We start from the raw sequence: 13,469 nt of genomic DNA, 5'->3' as shown, positions 1-13,469 counted from the left end.
ATTACTGTTTTTTCTTTGCTTCTTCTAAGGCATGTTTTTGTTTTTTCTGCATTGCCAGCATCTCAAAGACACCAAAGAAAAAAATGCGTGTTTGCAGCCATCCTGAGAGTTTTTCGCCTTTGGCGATGGTTGCTTTTAAGAAGATCGTTTGCAGTGCATGCATAAAAATCATAAACACCATGGCGATATCCATAAAATATTTCAAAGGTTTGGGAAATGGATGAATTAAATTAAATACCATAAAACCCCAAACACAAATCATTAGCACTCGGCCTGCATTAATTAGCATGGCTTGTTTCCTCAATTGAATGACGAATAAATAAACGGTATGCCACTTGACCCGCAATTTTTTCTCGATGAAGTTGCCAGTTAGCAGGAATGTCAGTGAGTGGTGACTCCGCTTCTGATTCAACATATATCCAGCTTTCATTTGCTAGCCATTGGTTTTTTTCTAATAATCGAATCGTTTCGTTTAGTAGGCCTTTACGAAAAGGCGGGTCAATAAACACAACATCAAAGGGAGTGCCTAGTTTATTGAGTACTTCAAGGCTATTACCATTGATAATGTTTGCGTTATTGGCTTGTAAACGAACTTTATTTTCAGACAGTAATTGTACGTTTTTTTTATCTAGTTCGATAAATGTAACGCTATCGGCGAACCGCGATAATGCTTCGAATCCTAATGCACCACTGCCAGCAAAACAATCAAGACAGCGGGCTTCGCGTACGATAGGCATTAGCCAGTTAAATAAAGTTTCTTTAATACGATCTGTTGTAGGACGTAAGCCTTCACTATCACGAACGGGGAGCTTTCTCCCTCGCCATTTGCCACCAATGATGCGTATCTGACCTAAAGAGGCGCTTTGTGGTTTTTTTGCCATAATATCCATTGCTGCTCAGTTTGGTTGAGCTTTGAAAAACGAGTTGTCTCTATTGTAGCGCGCCATTTTCACAGTTTTAACTTAAAAAATCAGATTAAATTGTCATGATTTTTCTTTCAGATATGTGTTGTGGCGTGATGAAATGATAGACTGCATGTAATTTTATTGCGATTTAATTATTAAGCGCCATGTTTTTACCGCGAGGAGTGTAGTGGCTGATGGCTAAAGACAAGAAAAAAGGCTTTTTCTCATGGTTGGGTTTTGGTCGTAAAGATGAAAAAGAAACTCAACAACAAGAAGCAGAACAACAAAAAGTAGATGCTGCGAAAGAGAGTGAGCAACCAAAACATGCAGATGATGCTGCTGTTCAAGCAGCAGAAAAAGAGGCTGAACGTCAGTATCAGGCTAAGAAAGCAGAAGAGCTAGCGGCAATTAAAGCGGCGGAAGAAGAAGCAGAGCGTCAGCATGAGTTACAGCAAGCCGCGCTCAAAGCGGCGCAAGAAGAAGCGGAGCGCCAACGTCAAGCTGAGCTAGCGGCAATTAAAGCAGCGGAAGAGGAAGCAGAGCGTCAGCGCCAAGAGGCTGTGCACTTAGCGGAGGAAGAGGCGGAACGCCAACGTCAAGCTGAGCTGGCGGCGATCAAAGCAGCGGAAGAGGAAGCGGAGCGTCAGCGCCAAGAGGCTGTGCGCTTAGCAGAGAAAGAGTCGGAACGCCAACGTCAAGCTGAGCTAGCCGCAATCAAAGCGGCGGAAGAGGAAGCAGAGCGTCAGCGCCAAGAGGCTGTGCGCTTAGCGGAGGAAGAGGCGGAACGCCAACGTCAAGCTGAGCTGGCGGCGATCAAAGCAGCGGAAGAGGAAGCGGAGCGTCAGCGCCAAGAGGCAGCGCGCTTAGCGGAGGAAGAGGCGGAGCGCCAACGTCAAGCTGAGCTGGCGGCGATTAAAGCAGCGGAAGAGGAAGCAGAGCGTCAGCGCCAAGAGGCAGCGCGCTTAGCAGAGGAAGAAGCGGAGCGCCAACGTCAAGCTGAGCTAGCGGCGATCAAAGCAGCGGAAGAGGAAGCAGAGCGTCAGCGCCAAGAGGCTGTGCGCTTAGCGGAGGAAGAGGCGGAACGCCAACGTCAAGCTGAGCTGGCGGCGATTAAAGCAGCGGAAGAGGAAGCAGAGCGTCAGCGCCAAGAGGCAGCGCGCTTAGCAGAGGAAGAGGCGGAACGCCAACGTCAAGCTGAGCTAGCGGCGATCAAAGCAGCGGAAGAGGAAGCGGAGCGTCAGCGCCAAGAGGCAGCGCGCCTAGCAGAGGAAGAAGCGGAGCGCCAACGTCAAGCTGAGCTAGCGGCGATCAAAGCAGCGGAAGAGGAAGCAGAGCGTCAGCGCCAAGAGGCAGCGCGCCTAGCAGAGGAAGAAGCGGAGCAACAACGCCAAAGGGAAGAACAGGCGAATCTAGAGGCTCAAGATATTGTTGCGTTACGTGATGAAGTGCTTAATTCGCAAGAGAGTGAGCCTGAGCCAACGGAACAAGAAAAACCGAAGAAAGAAGGTTTCTTTAGCCGTTTAAAGAAAGGCTTATTAAAAACCCGTCAAAATTTAGGTTCTGGTTTTCTTGGACTGTTTACAGGTAAGAAAATTGATGATGATCTTTTTGATGAGCTAGAAGAACAGTTACTGATCGCTGATGTTGGGGTTGAAACAACACGCAAAATCATTGATAACTTAACGACACATGCTAGCCGTAAAGAACTAAAAGACGCTGATGCGTTATACAGTAGATTACGTGAAGAAATGTCTGATATTTTAGTTGGTGTAGATAAACCGCTAGTCATTGAAGACAAGAAACCCTATGTTATTCTTATGGTTGGGGTCAATGGTGTTGGTAAAACAACGACGATTGGTAAATTGGCCCGCCAGTATCAATCTGAAGGTAAAACAGTCATGTTAGCGGCTGGAGACACTTTCCGTGCTGCTGCGGTTGAGCAATTACAAGTTTGGGGAGAAAGAAACCATATCTCTGTGGTTGCACAACATACCGGAGCGGATCCAGCATCGGTTATTTTCGATGCGATTCAATCCGCTAAAGCGAAAGGTGTCGATGTTCTCATCGCCGATACCGCTGGTCGCTTACAAAATAAAGCGCATCTAATGGAAGAGCTGAAAAAAATCGTCCGAGTGATGAAAAAATTGGATGAGGAAGCGCCACATGAAATTATGTTAACACTGGATGCCAGTACTGGACAAAATGCTGTCAGTCAGACAAAACTTTTTAATGATGCTGTAGGTCTGACAGGTATCACATTGACTAAGCTCGATGGCACAGCAAAAGGTGGGGTGATCTTCTCTATTGCTGATCAATTCGGTATTCCTATTCGTTATATCGGTATTGGTGAGGGTATTGAGGACTTACGTCCATTTAAAGCCGATGACTTTATCGAGGCTCTATTTGCCCGAGAGGAATAATTTTCGATGATTCGCTTTGAACATGTCAGTAAAGCTTATCGCGGTGGCCGACAGGCTCTCCAAGGGGTAGATTTTCATTTACAACCTGGGGAAATGGCGTTTTTAACTGGTCACTCAGGTGCAGGTAAAAGTACCTTACTGAAACTCATTTGTGGTATTGAGCGCCCAAGTGCAGGGCATATATTGTTTAATGGTCACGATATCAGCCGTCTAAAAAATCGGGAGATCCCATTTTTGCGTAGGCAAATTGGAATGATTTTTCAAGATCATCACCTGCTATTTGATAGAACCGTTTATGACAATGTTGCGATGCCACTGATTATTTCGGGTGCGAGCTCAGAAGATATTCGTAGACGAGTATCAGCTGCATTGGACAAAGTGGGTCTACTCGATAAAGCGAAAAATTTTCCTATTCAGCTGTCAGGCGGTGAACAACAACGTGTAGGTATCGCGCGAGCGGTTGTGAATAAACCGACGATGTTACTTGCGGATGAGCCGACGGGAAATCTCGACGGTGAACTATCTGAAGGCATTATGCGCTTATTCGAAGAGTTTAACCGAGTTGGCGTAACGGTGTTAATGGCCACTCATGATATTGCTTTGATTGAGCGTCGTAACTACCGTGTGCTTACCCTAAGTGAAGGAAGAATGATAGGAGGTCAACATGGCTAAAAACGTTCGTAAAGCTAAGTCTGAACGTCCTATGCAGTCAAAGAGTAAAGCACTAAAAGGGGGATGGCGAGAGCAGTGGCGTTACGCTTGGTTGAATACCTTGGCAGACATGTTAAGGCAACCTTTGGCAACGTTTCTCACCGTGATGGTTATTGCAATTTCGCTCACTTTGCCAAGCCTGTGTTACATCGTCTGGAAGAATGTGTCTCAAGCCGCTGAACAATGGTATCCAACGCCTCAGTTGACGGTTTATCTAGATAAGTCATTAGATGAACAAGGCGGTCAAAACGTGGTAACACAATTACAAGCGCTTGATGGTGTAGACCATGTAAACTATTTATCACGTGACCAAGCAATGAGTGAATTCCGTAGCTGGTCTGGATTTAGTACTGCGCTTGATATGCTTGAGGAAAATCCATTACCAGCTGTTGCGATCATTACCCCAAAAATTGATTTTCAGGGGTCGGATGTGTTGACCACATTGCGTGACCGCGTCAGCCAAGTCCATGGTATTGAAGAAGTGCGCATGGACGATAGTTGGTTTTCTCGCCTTGCAGCCTTGACTCAGCTGGTAGGGCAAGTTGCTTCAGTCATTGGTATTTTAATGATTGTTTCACTATTCCTAGTCATTGGTAATAGCGTTCGACTCAATATTTTTGCCCGTCGAGATACTATCAATGTGATGAAACTTATTGGTGCAACTGATGGCTTTATCATGCGACCGTTTTTACATGGCGGTCTATTGATGGGGGCATTAGGCGCGGTAATCTCATTGATTATGTCAGCACTGCTCGTTTGGAAATTGTCGGCCGTCGTCACTCAAGTAGCCAGCGTTTTTGGTACGCAATTTCATATCGAAGGATTGCTATGGGAAGAATCATTGCTGGTGATATTGATGTCAGCCATGATTGGATGGGTTGCAGCGTGGTTAGCAACGGTACAGCATTTGCGCCATTTCACACCTGAATAATCGTCTATCCTATCGGCATGGTTTCCCACTGTGCCGATAAAAAACCAATATTGCAGGGAACTTTTCTCTTCCTAACGTGTCTGACATAGACTGTAGTAATCACATAAGTGTAATTTATTTAACTCAATAAAACTGGTAGACTACGGTTTACTTAATCTTGTATTTCGCATCGAAGTAATCCCTTTTTTTATTATTTTTCAAAGAGGATCTGAATGACCAAAGACATGCAATCATTAGCACTTGTTCCGCAAGGGAGTATTGAAGCTTATATGCGGGCTGCCAATGCTTATCCTATGCTAACCGCTGAGGAAGAAAAGGAACTTGCTGAACGGCTGCATTACCATGGTGATCTGGATGCGGCAAAGCAGCTGATCTTATCGCACTTACGTTTTGTGATCCATGTTGCTCGTAGCTACGCAGGTTATGGCCTACCGCAAGCAGATTTAATTCAGGAAGGGAATATCGGCTTAATGAAAGCCGTTCGTCGTTTTAACCCTGAAATCGGTGTTCGCCTAGTCTCCTTTGCAGTCCATTGGATCAAAGCTGAAATTCATGAATATGTGTTGCGCAATTGGCGTATTGTTAAGATTGCCACAACTAAATCTCAGCGTAAGTTATTTTTTAATTTGAGAAAAAATAAAAAACGCCTTGGTTGGTTTAACCAAGATGAAGTTGATATGGTTGCTAAAGAGTTAGGGGTTAGCACCAAAGATGTACGTGAAATGGAATCACGTATGGCTGCACAGGATATGGCTTTTGATATGTCTGACGACGATGACAGTGGTGACTTAGGTCAACCGGTTGCACCTGTCTTATTCTTACAAGATAAATCATCGGATTTTGCTGGTTCTATCGAAGAAGATAACTGGGAAAGTCATGCAACCGATCGTTTAACGGAAGCATTAGAATCGTTAGATGAACGTAGCCAAGATATTATTCGTGCGCGTTGGCTTGATGACGACAATAAAACCACATTGCAAGAGTTGGCTGATAAGTATGGTGTTTCTGCCGAACGAGTACGTCAGCTTGAAAAAAATGCAATGAAAAAGTTGCGCGCTGCAATGGAAGACGACGAAGAAAGCGATTAGATTTTACCTTCCTTTTTTCTTGTTACTGCATTTATTGCCGTCATGATGATGACGCAATAAATGCAGAAAATACAATATCATTCGCTATACAATTCAAGAGGAAGCCCATCAGGATCAGCAAAAAAAGTGAATCTTTTTTGTGTGTAAGGATCTCGTCTTGGCGCTTCACAAATCACATCATGTTGTTTCAAATAGTCTATCCATTTATCAAGATCGTCTACGCTAAAAGCTAAATGCCTTAAACCACACGCCTCAGGATAGCTCAGTCTGGCTGGTGGGTTAGGAAAGCTAAATAACTCAATTTGGTATTGATCATTTAACGCTAAATCGGCCTTCCATGAATTCGAGTCTGACCGATAATGTTCTTCTAATAAGGTTAAGCCAAGAATTTGGCAGTAAAAATGCTTACTGACAGAGTAATTAGAAGCGATGATCGCAATGTGGTGGAGCCGTTTTAATTTCATTGTATTACATCCGTTTTTCCCATAGGTCATTTTCTGGTGTCGGTGTAAAACCACAGGCGAATAAAAAGGACGCCATGACTGCTTTCTGTTCTTCATCTATCTCTTTTAAACTAAATCCCCAATGCGTCACCTGAGCCTCTTGACGACAAATTTCATTAAGTAAATAAAGCCCAACGCCACGTCGGCGAGTCACCTCACGCACGAGGAAATGATAAATGGTGCCTTGTTGATGATCGACTTTCATTTTTGCGGCGGCTAATAAGCGATCATTAAAACGCGCGGCATAAATTTTTTCGCCAGATTGAAGTAAAGTCTGGATCTGATGTTGATTCTGGTCTGGCCAGATTTTGTACAGGTCAAGATATTGTTGGTCAGTAGGATCAACCACGGGAATAATTGTTAGTTTCATAATACTTCTATCTATTTCCTTGCTTATTTTTCAGTCACTCCTATAGACAGAGTGATCTGTAGCCGATTTTTTGATTTTAGGGATAAAGATTTCGTCTTTGTAGATCTTCCGAGTTTAGCTCGGATTAATTTAAATTTAACTAGAATATAACACTGGCATTTATCTAAAACCCACTCATTAACGATAGATTTTTATTCTGCTTATAACGTAATTACCTACCATATCCATTTGCTATTTAGCATATTTATCTTGTTTAATATTATGAAATATATAGCCTTATTGGCTATGTTATTAAAATTCATAGCACTCGATGGTGCTGACTATAATAATCTACTATAAATCAAACACAAACACTCAGAACCATAGAGATGGGGACGACAGAATGAAAAATATTAATAAAGTATTACTGGCAGGATCTATTGCGATGGCATTTAGCCAATCAGTATGGGCTAAAGAAGTGAAAATTGCCGTCGTTGGTGCTATGTCTGGTCCTGTTGCTCAATATGGCGATATGGAATTTACGGGCGCACGTCAAGCTGTTGCAGATATTAATGCAAAAGGCGGCATCAATGGCGACACCTTAGTTGCCGTTGAATATGATGATGCATGTGACCCAAAACAAGCTGTTGCGGTCGCGAACAAAGTGATTAATGACGGTATCCGTTATGTGATTGGTCACCTTTGCTCTTCTTCAACACAGCCTGCTTCTGATATTTATGAAGATGAAGGCGTTATCATGATCACCCCAGCAGCAACCAATGCGGATTTAACCACACGCGGTTATCAAATGATTATGCGTACCACTGGCCTTGATTCAGACCAAGGACCAACAGCTGCAAAATATATTATCGATGATATCAAACCAAAACGTATTGCGGTTGTTCATGATAAGCAGCAGTACGGGGAAGGTTTAGCACGTTCTGTGCGTGAAAACCTGAACAAAGCCGGTGTTAAAGAGGTTATGTTTGAAGGTATCACCGCAGGTGATAAAGATTTCTCCGCACTTGTGGCAAAACTGAAAAAAGAGAATGTCGATTTTGTCTACTTTGGTGGCTATTACCCTGAAATGGGACAAATTTTGCGTCAAGCGAAACAGTCAGGTTTAAATATCCGCTTTATGGGGCCAGAAGGCGTCGGTAACTCATCACTGTCAAACATTGCAGGAGAGGCTTCCGAAGGCATGTTAGTTACACTGCCTAAACGTTATGACCAAGTGCCGACTAACCAGCCTATTGTTGATGCTATTAAAGCGAAAAAAGAAGATCCTACCGGTCCCTTTGTTTGGACAACTTATGCCGCCATTCAAGGCCTAACCACAGCAATGGAACGTACGGGAAGCCGTGAACCCGAAGATCTCGTGAAAGATCTAAAAGCCAATCCAGTCGATACTGTTATGGGGTCATTAACTTGGCAGCCAAATGGGGACCTGAAAGGCTTTGAATTCGGTGTATTTGAGTGGCATGCGGATGGTACATCCACTGCAGTGAAGTAGTTCCACTATTCAGACTATGAACCGGAGGTTAGTTTACTCACTTCCGGATTCTATTCTGTTTAGGGAAGGTAGTATGAAAGGATAGTCCTATGTCAGATCAAATTCTTTATTTTATCCAACAGTTCCTGAATGGCTTAACGTTAGGCAGCACTTATGCCTTGATCGCGATTGGCTACACGATGGTGTATGGCATCATCGGTATGATCAACTTTGCACATGGTGAAGTCTATATGATTGGCAGCTACGTGTCTTTCATTGTGATCGCGGGCTTGATGATGTTAGGTATTGATGTCGGTTGGATCCTGATTGCCGCTGCTTTTGTCGCCGCCATTGTGGTGTCAAGTTCCTATGGTTGGAGTATTGAGCGCGTTGCATACCGACCTGTTCGCCATTCTAAACGATTGATTGCACTGATCTCTGCGATCGGTATGTCAATTTTTCTCCAAAACTATGTCAGCCTATCACAAGGCTCACGTGATCTGGCACTACCGAGTCTGATTACGGGACAGTGGGTTTTAGGTGAAAGTGATGGCTTTGAAGCCACCATTACAAAAATGCAACTGACCATTTGGGTGGTGACGCTATTAGCGATGTTGGCACTGACTTTATTTATTCGCTATTCACGTATGGGAAGAGCTTGTCGTGCTTGCGCTGAAGATTTAAAAATGGCCAGTTTGTTAGGTATTAACACAGATCGTGTTATCTCATTAACCTTTGTCATTGGTGCCACGATGGCCGCGGTGGCAGGCGTATTACTCGGTCAATTTTATGGGGTTATTAATCCTTATATTGGTTTTATGGCGGGAATGAAAGCCTTTACTGCCGCAGTATTAGGTGGGATTGGTAGTATTCCTGGCGCTATGCTTGGTGGGTTAATTTTAGGTGTTGCTGAAGCAATGACCTCGGCTTATTTAAGCACCGAATATAAAGATGTTGTGTCATTTGGTTTATTGATTGGTGTGTTGTTGATCATGCCAACCGGCATTCTGGGACGCCCGGAGGTCGAAAAAGTATGAGAAAAGAAAATTGGATTAACGCCATTGTTGCTTCGGTGATGTTCTTTATTCTGGCCGTCTTTATGATGGGGCTACAATTAACCCTTGATGGTACAAAATTAGTCGTATCCAGTGGGGATTCTGTTCGTTGGAATTGGATCTTTGCGGGAATAGCGGTGATCTTTGTTTTTCAACTAATACGCCCATCATTAACGAGAGTGTGGCAGGGAGTTCCTAAAAAATCGTGGTCAATTCCTGACTTTGATGGTTCAACAACGAGGCAAAAAATCCTTGCGGTGGTGATTATTATTGCCGCAATTATTTGGCCTTTTATTGTGTCTCGGGGGAGCGTGGACATCGCCACACTGACATTAATTTATGTGATGTTAGGGCTGGGTTTGAACGTCGTTGTAGGGCTATCTGGGCTATTGGTTTTAGGCTATGCAGGCTTCTATGCTATTGGAGCTTATACTTTTGCATTGCTTAATCATTACTATGGTTTTGGTTTTTGGGAAAGTTTGCCAATTGCTGGTCTTACGGCGGCTTTAGCCGGTTTTTTATTGGGTTTTCCTGTATTAAGGTTACGAGGAGACTATTTAGCGATTGTGACCTTAGGGTTTGGTGAAATTGTGCGTATTTTATTGCTCAATAACACGGAAATTACAGGGGGGCCAAATGGTATTAGCCAGCTACCGAAACCCACCTTTTTTGGTCTAGAGTTTAGCCGTTCAGCAAAAGAGGGGTGGGATACCTTCCATAACTTCTTTGGTATTGACTATAGCGCCGGCGATAGGATTATTTTCCTCTATTTTGTTGCGTTACTTTTAGTGGTATTGACGTTATTTGTCATTAATCGATTATTACGTATGCCATTAGGACGTGCTTGGGAAGCTTTAAGAGAAGATGAAATTGCTTGTCGTTCTCTCGGTTTATCACCAACGAAAATTAAGTTAACTGCATTTACAATTAGTGCGGCTTTTGCGGGATTTGCGGGAACATTATTTGCTGCACGACAAGGCTTTATTAGTCCGGAGTCCTTTACCTTTGTGGAGTCAGCCTTCGTATTAGCGATTGTCGTACTTGGTGGCATGGGATCGCAAACATCGGTGATATTAGCAGCAATTATACTGGTTGTTTCTCGTGAGATGATGCGAGATTTGAATGCTTACAGCATGCTGCTGTTGGGGGCATTAATGGTGCTAATGATGATTTGGCGTCCACAAGGGCTGTTACCCATGAAGCGTCGCCAAATGAAGTTAAAAAATGCAGAGCAATTAGCGAATGAGGGGGAGAAAGCATGAGTGCATCTATGACCCCTCTGTTGCAAGTTAATGGGCTTACTATGCGTTTTGGTGGACTTTTAGCCGTCAACAACGTTGAGTTGACTTTAAACCAAGGCGAAATAGTCTCTTTAATTGGTCCTAATGGGGCGGGTAAAACAACGATTTTTAATTGTTTAACGGGTTTTTATAAACCGACCAGTGGGGCAATTTTATATCGTGAAAAGCATTTAGAAGGCTTATCGGGTCAGGCTATTGCGCGTCTAGGCGTCATTCGAACGTTCCAACATGTGCGTTTATTTAAAGAGATGACGGTGATTGAAAACCTTTTGGTGGCTCAACATCAACATTTAAAAAGCGGTATTTTTTCTGGCTTGCTGAAAACCCCTGCATTTCGCCGAGCTGAATCAGAAGCGATTGATAATGCAGTCAAATGGTTGGAACGAGTCGACCTATTGCCATTTGCAAATCGTCAAGCGGGGAACTTAGCTTATGGGCAGCAACGCCGGTTAGAAATAGCACGTTGTATGGTGACGCGACCTGAAATTTTAATGTTGGATGAGCCTGCCGCGGGCTTAAACCCAAAAGAAACGAATGACCTTGATGAGCTGATCGCTGAATTACGTTCTCATTATCAAGTGTCTATTTTGTTGATTGAACATGATATGAAGTTAGTGATGGGGATTTCAGATCGCATTTATGTTGTCAATCAAGGTACACCTTTGGCCGACGGCACGCCTGATCAAATTCGTCAGCACCCTGATGTGATTAAAGCTTATCTGGGGGAGGCTTACTAATGTTAGAATTTAAACAAGTTTCTGCCCACTATGGAAAAATACAAGCATTACATCAAGTCAGCTTGAATATTCAAAAAGGGGAAATTGTCACACTCATTGGAGCAAATGGGGCTGGTAAAACCACATTGTTAAGTACGTTATGTGGTGATCCGCGGGCTTCTGAAGGGAAAATTCTTTACCGAGACGTGGATATTACTCAACTACCAACCGCTAAAATTATGCGCGAGGATATCGCATTAGTTCCTGAAGGGCGTCGTGTATTTTCACGAATGACTGTCGAAGAAAATTTGGCTATGGGCGGCTTTTTTGCGAATAGGCAGCAATACCAAGAGCGTATTGAACGTGTTTATACGTTGTTTCCTCGCTTGCATGAGCGGCGTAGTCAACGTTCTGGCACAATGTCTGGTGGTGAACAGCAAATGTTAGCCATCGGTCGTGCTTTGATGAGCCAACCGGAATTATTGCTTCTTGATGAGCCTTCCCTTGGCTTAGCCCCAATTATTATTATGCAAATTTTTGATACTATTTTGCAGTTACGTGAAGAGGGCATGACTATCTTTCTTGTCGAGCAAAATGCAAATCAGGCACTAAAGCTAGCAGATCGCGGGTATGTGCTTGAGAATGGACGTATTGTGCTGGAAGATAGCGGCAAAGCTTTACTTGCTAATGAAGCCGTACGTAATGCCTATTTAGGCGGATAACGACAATGAGACGTCGGTGTGATTGAGATAACCGACGTCTTCCCCAGCGAGGCACAATAATTGATAAGATAAGGTTGATGAGTCTTATTTTTAATTAACGTTTAATGTTGACCGTTAATGGGGCATTAACATACTTCATGATAAATTGATTTTTCTTTTTATACAGAGTAATAACACTCGCTGTTGACGTTTTTATTTTGATATTTGAATACGATTGCTTATTTTTAATATTGATGAGTTCAAAGCATTTATTACTGGTCACTTGATAGGTCGTTTCATAAATATCCGCTAACTTTTGTTTGAGTAATAAAACAGAACCATTATTAAGATCCCTTAATAAGAGATGATCGACTAGCATCTTAACGGGCATTTCTTGTAATTTATTTTGGTCTTCAAGCACACGGTATGTTTGGATAATATTCTCTACATCCATGTCTAATATTGAAGAGAGATTTCTTAACCCTTGAAAACCAAACTCACTATCGATAGCGTTAGATGAGGCGACTTTCCCTATATTTATCTCATGATTATTCACTCCATCTAGGCAGAGTAGTTTATATTGAGATTTATCAATAATGAGTTTATCCAGTGTCTCTCGCAGATCGTCTTGATAAGTTTGCTCAATAAATTTCATAATAGGTAATGTGTTGCTGGAAAAACGATTGGCAACATCTTGTGATGTTGTGATTCTAATTGTTTGATTTTTATCAGTAATATAATTTAAGCGAAATCGCTGAATATCGCTTACGAATGAAATGGGGGGTTTTTCATTGATTTTAAAAGATATTATTTTAAATGAGTAGTTTTCTGGTTTTATGGTGTATCGATAGTTTTCAGACCGACACAATACAGAAATAGATTGGCTAGAGAGGGTTCGGTGTTGTTGTGTTTCTACCGCCTGAGTGATATGGCTAAAATAGCTTGCTGGTGGATAAAATATTTCATTGAGATGGGGGATATGTTGTTGTGGCTTCTTTTTAAAAAAAGGGAAGCTAAATAAATTTTTTGCAGTGATCTTAGATATTTTTCTAGGCTCAACAGCTCTATTGTTTAACGTTGTAATATCCATGACTGCTTTATTTGAAACTCTCACTGAGGCTATTCCTTTATGATTAATGCTATTTTATTAAAAGGTGTTATTGATGACTTTTTATTGAATGATTAATGGCCTTAATTTATTTTTCAGAGTTTAGGTTTTATATTATTTACTATTTATTAAATTAGAAATAATTGTAATCTTTTTGAATAAACCGATATTGCAAAAAATAATGAAACT

The 13,469-nt window shown here is 42.4% G+C and carries 14 protein-coding genes; 9 read left to right on the top strand and 5 right to left on the bottom strand.

Annotated features, from left to right (window positions below; genetic code table 11):
- Nucleotide 1: 1 nt before the first annotated feature.
- Complete coding sequence (locus G3341_RS16855; protein ID WP_154624047.1) at nt 2-289, bottom strand: DUF1145 family protein; 288 nt, start codon at nt 287-289, stop codon at nt 2-4.
- Nucleotides 279-881: a 16S rRNA (guanine(966)-N(2))-methyltransferase gene (rsmD, locus tag G3341_RS16850; RefSeq protein ID WP_195848179.1), complete on the bottom strand. Its 603-nt coding sequence runs from the start codon at nt 879-881 to the stop codon at nt 279-281. The genes G3341_RS16855 and rsmD overlap by 11 nt, the downstream gene beginning before the upstream one ends.
- Nucleotides 882-1,420: 539 nt before the next feature.
- On the opposite strand from rsmD, the gene ftsY reads away from it, so the two are divergent.
- The 4 genes from ftsY to rpoH all read left to right on the top strand — a co-directional run bounded on the left by ftsY (nt 1,421) and on the right by rpoH (nt 6,055).
- A complete protein-coding gene (ftsY, locus tag G3341_RS16845) occupies nt 1,421-3,325 on the top strand; it encodes a signal recognition particle-docking protein FtsY (RefSeq protein ID WP_432279739.1) in 1,905 nt (634 codons plus the stop codon).
- A 6-nt stretch (nt 3,326-3,331) separates the two neighbouring features.
- Nucleotides 3,332-3,997 (top strand): cell division ATP-binding protein FtsE, encoded by a 666-nt coding sequence (gene ftsE / locus G3341_RS16840; RefSeq protein WP_154624100.1) that lies wholly within the window; start codon nt 3,332-3,334, stop codon nt 3,995-3,997.
- Nucleotides 3,990-4,967 (top strand): permease-like cell division protein FtsX, encoded by a 978-nt coding sequence (gene ftsX, locus G3341_RS16835; RefSeq protein ID WP_154624099.1) that lies wholly within the window; start codon nt 3,990-3,992, stop codon nt 4,965-4,967. Before ftsE ends, ftsX begins: the two co-directional genes overlap by 8 nt.
- Nucleotides 4,968-5,179: 212 nt before the next feature.
- Nucleotides 5,180-6,055: an RNA polymerase sigma factor RpoH gene (rpoH, locus tag G3341_RS16830; protein WP_154624098.1), complete on the top strand. Its 876-nt coding sequence runs from the start codon at nt 5,180-5,182 to the stop codon at nt 6,053-6,055.
- A 77-nt stretch (nt 6,056-6,132) separates the two neighbouring features.
- On the opposite strand, the gene G3341_RS16825 is transcribed toward rpoH, so the two are convergent.
- Together G3341_RS16825 and panM are read right to left on the bottom strand one after the other, a co-directional pair.
- Nucleotides 6,133-6,519, bottom strand: a complete 387-nt coding sequence (locus tag G3341_RS16825; RefSeq protein ID WP_163863047.1) for a VOC family protein — start codon at nt 6,517-6,519, stop codon at nt 6,133-6,135.
- A 4-nt stretch (nt 6,520-6,523) separates the two neighbouring features.
- A complete protein-coding gene (gene panM / locus G3341_RS16820; RefSeq protein WP_163863045.1) occupies nt 6,524-6,928 on the bottom strand; it encodes an aspartate 1-decarboxylase autocleavage activator PanM in 405 nt (134 codons plus the stop codon).
- A gap of 382 nt (nt 6,929-7,310) precedes the next feature.
- On the opposite strand from panM, the gene G3341_RS16815 reads away from it, so the two are divergent.
- The 5 genes from G3341_RS16815 (at nt 7,311) to livF (ending at nt 12,193) form a co-directional block, all read left to right on the top strand.
- The gene (locus G3341_RS16815) at nt 7,311-8,420 is read left to right on the top strand and encodes a branched-chain amino acid ABC transporter substrate-binding protein (RefSeq protein WP_154624095.1); all 1,110 of its coding nucleotides are present in this window, start codon (nt 7,311-7,313) and stop codon (nt 8,418-8,420) included.
- Between the two features lie 89 nt (nt 8,421-8,509).
- Nucleotides 8,510-9,436 (top strand): high-affinity branched-chain amino acid ABC transporter permease LivH, encoded by a 927-nt coding sequence (gene livH, locus G3341_RS16810; protein WP_154624094.1) that lies wholly within the window; start codon nt 8,510-8,512, stop codon nt 9,434-9,436.
- Nucleotides 9,433-10,716: a high-affinity branched-chain amino acid ABC transporter permease LivM gene (locus G3341_RS16805; RefSeq protein WP_154624093.1), complete on the top strand. Its 1,284-nt coding sequence runs from the start codon at nt 9,433-9,435 to the stop codon at nt 10,714-10,716. Before livH ends, G3341_RS16805 begins: the two co-directional genes overlap by 4 nt.
- Nucleotides 10,713-11,492, top strand: a complete 780-nt coding sequence (gene livG / locus G3341_RS16800; protein ID WP_269204881.1) for a high-affinity branched-chain amino acid ABC transporter ATP-binding protein LivG — start codon at nt 10,713-10,715, stop codon at nt 11,490-11,492. Before G3341_RS16805 ends, livG begins: the two co-directional genes overlap by 4 nt.
- Complete coding sequence (livF, locus tag G3341_RS16795) at nt 11,492-12,193, top strand: high-affinity branched-chain amino acid ABC transporter ATP-binding protein LivF (protein WP_154624092.1); 702 nt, start codon at nt 11,492-11,494, stop codon at nt 12,191-12,193. The genes livG and livF overlap by 1 nt, the downstream gene beginning before the upstream one ends.
- 94 nt (nt 12,194-12,287) lie before the next feature.
- On the opposite strand, the gene G3341_RS16790 is transcribed toward livF, so the two are convergent.
- A complete protein-coding gene (locus G3341_RS16790; RefSeq protein ID WP_163863037.1) occupies nt 12,288-13,286 on the bottom strand; it encodes a hypothetical protein in 999 nt (332 codons plus the stop codon).
- Between the last annotated feature and the right edge of the window lie 183 nt (nt 13,287-13,469).

Source organism: Providencia vermicola (assembly GCF_010748935.1).
Taxonomy (GTDB): domain Bacteria; phylum Pseudomonadota; class Gammaproteobacteria; order Enterobacterales; family Enterobacteriaceae; genus Providencia; species Providencia zhejiangensis.
Note: the sequence above shows the minus strand (reverse complement) of the source record. Positions and strands in the feature narration are given on the sequence as shown.

What these genes read in the sequence shown, in the direction of transcription:
- G3341_RS16855 (WP_154624047.1), bottom strand. Translation starts at nt 289, where the DNA reads ATGCTAATTAATGCAGGCCGAGTGCTAATGATTTGTGTTTGGGGTTTT.
- rsmD (WP_195848179.1), bottom strand. Translation starts at nt 881, where the DNA reads ATGGCAAAAAAACCACAAAGCGCCTCTTTAGGTCAGATACGCATCATT.
- ftsE (WP_154624100.1), top strand. Translation starts at nt 3,332, where the DNA reads ATGATTCGCTTTGAACATGTCAGTAAAGCTTATCGCGGTGGCCGACAG.
- ftsX (WP_154624099.1), top strand. Translation starts at nt 3,990, where the DNA reads ATGGCTAAAAACGTTCGTAAAGCTAAGTCTGAACGTCCTATGCAGTCA.
- rpoH (WP_154624098.1), top strand. Translation starts at nt 5,180, where the DNA reads ATGACCAAAGACATGCAATCATTAGCACTTGTTCCGCAAGGGAGTATT.
- G3341_RS16825 (WP_163863047.1), bottom strand. Translation starts at nt 6,519, where the DNA reads ATGAAATTAAAACGGCTCCACCACATTGCGATCATCGCTTCTAATTAC.
- panM (WP_163863045.1), bottom strand. Translation starts at nt 6,928, where the DNA reads ATGAAACTAACAATTATTCCCGTGGTTGATCCTACTGACCAACAATAT.
- G3341_RS16815 (WP_154624095.1), top strand. Translation starts at nt 7,311, where the DNA reads ATGAAAAATATTAATAAAGTATTACTGGCAGGATCTATTGCGATGGCA.
- livH (WP_154624094.1), top strand. Translation starts at nt 8,510, where the DNA reads ATGTCAGATCAAATTCTTTATTTTATCCAACAGTTCCTGAATGGCTTA.
- G3341_RS16805 (WP_154624093.1), top strand. Translation starts at nt 9,433, where the DNA reads ATGAGAAAAGAAAATTGGATTAACGCCATTGTTGCTTCGGTGATGTTC.
- livG (WP_269204881.1), top strand. Translation starts at nt 10,713, where the DNA reads ATGAGTGCATCTATGACCCCTCTGTTGCAAGTTAATGGGCTTACTATG.
- livF (WP_154624092.1), top strand. Translation starts at nt 11,492, where the DNA reads ATGTTAGAATTTAAACAAGTTTCTGCCCACTATGGAAAAATACAAGCA.